Source organism: Mesorhizobium sp. L48C026A00 (assembly GCF_000502375.1).
Lineage (GTDB): Bacteria > Pseudomonadota > Alphaproteobacteria > Rhizobiales > Rhizobiaceae > Mesorhizobium > Mesorhizobium muleiense.
This window is the reverse complement of the sequence record NZ_AYWU01000134.1, coordinates 1-244: the sequence shown is the minus strand read 5'-3', so window position 1 is coordinate 244 and position 244 is coordinate 1. Positions and strand designations below refer to the sequence as shown.

Sequence of the window (244 nt, the reverse complement as noted above, 5' to 3'; positions counted from 1 at the left end):
CGGCGGCGGCGTGGGCGCCGCCAGAAGAAGACGGCACTGGGCGAGTTTGGCGACGCGGTGGCCGTTGGCGAGGAGGCCGTAATGGCGGATGCGATGGAACCCGCCTGGAAGAGCGTGCAGCAGGAAGCGCCGGATGAACTCGTCGGCGCTTAATGTCATGAGCTTGTGCTTGGACTTGTCGTGATGGCGATAGTCCTTCCAGCGGAAGCTGACCTTGCCCTGGTCCAGGCTCACGAGGCGGCTG

The 244-nt window shown here is 65.2% G+C and carries 1 protein-coding gene; it reads right to left on the bottom strand.

Translation table 11 applies throughout. From position 1 onward, the window contains the following. A partial coding sequence (locus tag X738_RS0145595) for a transposase (protein ID WP_031257224.1) occupies positions 1–244 on the bottom strand: 244 nt, incomplete at both ends.